Consider the following 3511-nt stretch of genomic DNA (forward strand, 5'->3'; position numbering starts at 1 on the left):
CCCGAGGGGCGCGCGGGTGCGGGTGATCGCCCCCACCGTCGCGCCCGAGCCGGCCGTGGCCCAGGTCATGGGTGTGCGGGGCGACTCGCTCGTCCTGCGCGACCCGTACACAGGCCGGGAGCAGGTGCTGCCGCTGGACGCGGTGCAGGCGCTGGAGATCGGGGCGGGCCGCAGCCGCACGCGCTCGACGCTGCGGGGCGCCGCGATCGGGGCCGGGGTGGGCGCGGTGGCGATCGGCGCGCTCGGGTACGCGGCCGTGCGGGACGACACCCAGTCGGACCCCGGCCTCAACGCCCTCTGGATGGGCGGCTTCTTCGGGGCGCCGCTGGGCGGAGCGCTGGGGGGACTCGCGGGGTGGTCGGTCGGGACGGAGCGCTGGGTCCGCCTCCCCCCGCTGACGGGAGTCACCGTGGCGCCGGGCCGGGACGGGACGCTCGCGCTGGGGCTCGCCCGCCCGGCGCCCTGAGGCGCCGGGCGTCCGGGGCGGCGCACGCCCCGGACGCCCTCTCGCTTCCGGGCTCCGCTCAGCGCCCGGGCTGGAGGTAGCGGTCCATCCACTCGGTGATGCGCCGCATGTAGTCGAGCTGGTGGGCGCGCTCACGCAGGCCGTGCGGCTCCCGCGGGTAGAGCACCAGCTCGGTGGGCACCCCCTTCAGGCGCAGCGCGTTGTACAGCTCCAGCGACTGCTCGGGGTGCACCCGCTCGTCCACCAGGCCGTGCCCCACCAGGGTCGGCGTAGTGGCCCGGGCGACGTGGGCGATGGGGGAGCGGTCCCAGCAGATCCCCACGTTCTCGCTGCACCAGAGGTCGAAGTGCACCACGGACATCTCGGCGGGGATGTCCGTGGTGTACAGGAAGCTCATCCAGTGCGAGATCCCGGCGAAGGGGATCGCCACCTTGAAGCGGTCGCTGTGCCGGGTGGCGGCCCAGGCGGACATGTACCCGCCGTACGAGGTGCCGCTGATTCCCACCCGCTGCGGATCCACCACGCCCTGCGCGGCGAGGTGGTCGATCCCCGCCAGGACGTCGTCGAACTCCCGCCCCATCAGGTCGCGCTGGTCGCCCTTGGAGAAGGCCACTCCCCGCCCCCCGCTCCCACGGTAGTTGGGCATCAGGACCACGTACCCCCGCCCGGCCAGCACCTGCGCCGGGTACAGCGGAGTGGTGACCCACCCCTCGAGGCTCACCCCCTCGGGGCCGCCGTGCGGGAGGATCGCCAGCGGGTAGCGCCGCCCCTGCTGGTACCCCACGGGGTAGACCACCACCCCCTGGATCCGCAGCTCCTCGGGACCGGTCCACTCCACGGTTTCCTGCCTGCCGAGCGCCACGCCGGAGAGCCAGGGATTGAGCGTGGTGACCCGCCGGAGCCCCCGGCCGCCCACCGTACCGACGTACACCTCGCCGGGGTGCCGGGCGGTGTTCACCGGGGCGGAGAAGGTCCGGTTGCGGGCGTCGAAGTCCACGCTCCCGAAGATCTCCTCCCCCCCGCCGACGATGCGCGCGATCCGCCCGCCCGACGCGGGGACGCGGTTGAGGACGGTCCTCGTCCCCTCGTCGGCCACGAACGCCACGGAGCCGTTGTCGAGCCACCCTACCCAGGTGGCGCTCCCCTCGTAGGCGGGGGTCAGGTTGCGGGGGGTGCCGCCCGCGGCGGGGACCACCAGCACCGACTGCGCGATGGGGTCGTTGGCGGAGATTCCCCCCAGGTAGGCCAGCATCCGCCCGTCGGGAGACCACGCCATCCCGCCCACCTTGGAGGGGGTGGGCGCCAGCTCGCGCATCTCCCCGCCGGCGGCCGGGACCACGTACAGGTCCCGGAACACCAGGTCGGCGTCGGCACCGAGCGCCTTCGTGGCCTGCACGGCGAAGGTGCGCCCGTCGGGCGCCCACTCGAACTCCACCACGTTGCGGTCCTCCGGGGTGACGGCGCGCGCCTCGCCACCGCTCGCGGGCTGGACGTACAGGCGGGTCCAGCTCCCCTGCTCGCTCATGACCACGACATCGTTGGCGGGATCGCGCCGCCGCTCCATCCCGGGCGGGTCCACCCGGGGCGCGGTGTACGCGATGCTCCGTCCGTCCGGGGACCAGCGGAAGCTCTCCACGGTTCCGGCCGCGGTGGTGAGGGGCCGGGGCTCGCCCCCTGCGGCGGGGACGCCGTAAACCTGGGAATGGGAGTTCCCCTCCAGGCGGGCGATGAAGGCCAGGGTGCTCCCGTCCGGCGACCACCGCGGCAGCGAGGCGCTCCGCGGTCGGCTCACCACGGCGCGGGGCTCCCCGCCCGCCGCGGGAACCACGTACAGCTCGGTGTAGGCGTTCCCGCGCTCCTCGGCCGAGTCGCGCGTCGCCGTCACCGTGAAGGCGACGAGGCGCCCGTCGGGACTCATCGCCGTCGACGACACCGTACGGAGCGACGTCACCTGCTCGGGGGTGAGCCCCTGCGCGTGGAGGGCGGCCGGAGCCAGCGCCGCGACCACCACCGCTCCCGCCAGCCGCAGCCGTATCCTGGACGATCGTAGCAGCATCTCTCTCCTTTCCTGGTCGGCGGATCCGTCCCGCGCCCGGCGCGGGCCTCCCGGTCATAATAGGCGGGGGGGGCGGAGCGGCAAGTGTCTGCCCCGCAGGCTCCGGCGCGGGAGGAGCAGAAGAAAAGGCGCCGAGAGCCGGAGCTCTCCGCGCCTGTGATTCCGGACGTGCGCGCCACCGCTCCGCGGGCACTGCGGGATCGCGCTACACTCTCCCCGCCGCTGCTCCCCGCAGCGCCCGCGCCTCTGCCAGCAGCGCGCGCGCGGCGTCCGCCAGCTCCGCGGTCCCGTCGGCCTCCGGCGCCGGGAGCGGCACCCGTGCGTCGTCCGGGTCGCCCAGCCCCGCGTCGCGGTGGCGGCGCACCCCCGCGCGGATGGCGTCGCGGATCTCCTCCGCGTCGTCCACGCCGCGGAAGTACCCCACGTGCATGGGCTCGCCGATCCCGCCCCCCTCCTTCCCCTTCTGCTCTCCGCCCCCGCCCGCGGTGCGAACCTCCAGGTCGTGGATCCGCAGGAGCCGCTGCAGCGGGCCCTGGCGGATCGTCATGTTCTGCACGTTGGCGAAGGTGATGGTCTTTTCGCGCACGGTGAGGATCCCCTCCCGGATGCGGAGGCTCCGCTCGGTGAGGATGTACCAGCGCATGTCGTAGTCGAAGCGGAGGAGGAGGAAGGTGAACGGGAGCTGGACGACGAAGCCCGCGACCGCCAGCCACTCCATCACCCGGAAGACGGTGAGCGGCGCCCCGTCCGGCACGGCGCGCAGCATCACCAGGCCGAACACGATCCCCGCCGCCGTCCCGGCCTGCCGGAGCGCCCAGCGCACGACCCCGTACTGGTAGAAGCGGCGCGAGGCGCGGAACACCCGCACCGCGCCGCCCTCCCCGGCCGGCGGCTGCGGCGGCCCCGGGATGCGGAGGAGCCGGAAGGCCGTGTCGCGGAGCGCGCTCACCGCTCCCCCCCGCGCCCGGCCTGCAGCGACTCCCGCAGCG

At 74.8% G+C, this 3511-nt stretch carries 3 protein-coding genes; 1 reads left to right on the forward strand and 2 read right to left on the reverse strand.

The features are described 5' to 3' along the window. Positions 1-466 (forward strand): hypothetical protein (locus tag VGR37_14610; protein ID HEV2148633.1); only part of this gene is annotated, 466 nt, incomplete at its 5' end. Positions 467-524: 58 nt separating this feature from the next. On the opposite strand, the gene VGR37_14615 is transcribed toward VGR37_14610, so the two are convergent. Further along, the gene (locus VGR37_14615) at positions 525-2522 is read right to left on the reverse strand and encodes a S9 family peptidase (protein HEV2148634.1); all 1998 of its coding nucleotides are present in this window, start codon (positions 2520-2522) and stop codon (positions 525-527) included. A 205-nt stretch (positions 2523-2727) separates the two neighbouring features. Beyond that, on the reverse strand, positions 2728-3511 hold a 784-nt coding region (locus VGR37_14620; GenBank protein HEV2148635.1), incomplete at its 5' end, for a PH domain-containing protein.

This window comes from Longimicrobiaceae bacterium, from assembly GCA_035936415.1.
Taxonomy (GTDB): Bacteria; Gemmatimonadota; Gemmatimonadetes; order Longimicrobiales; family Longimicrobiaceae; genus JAFAYN01.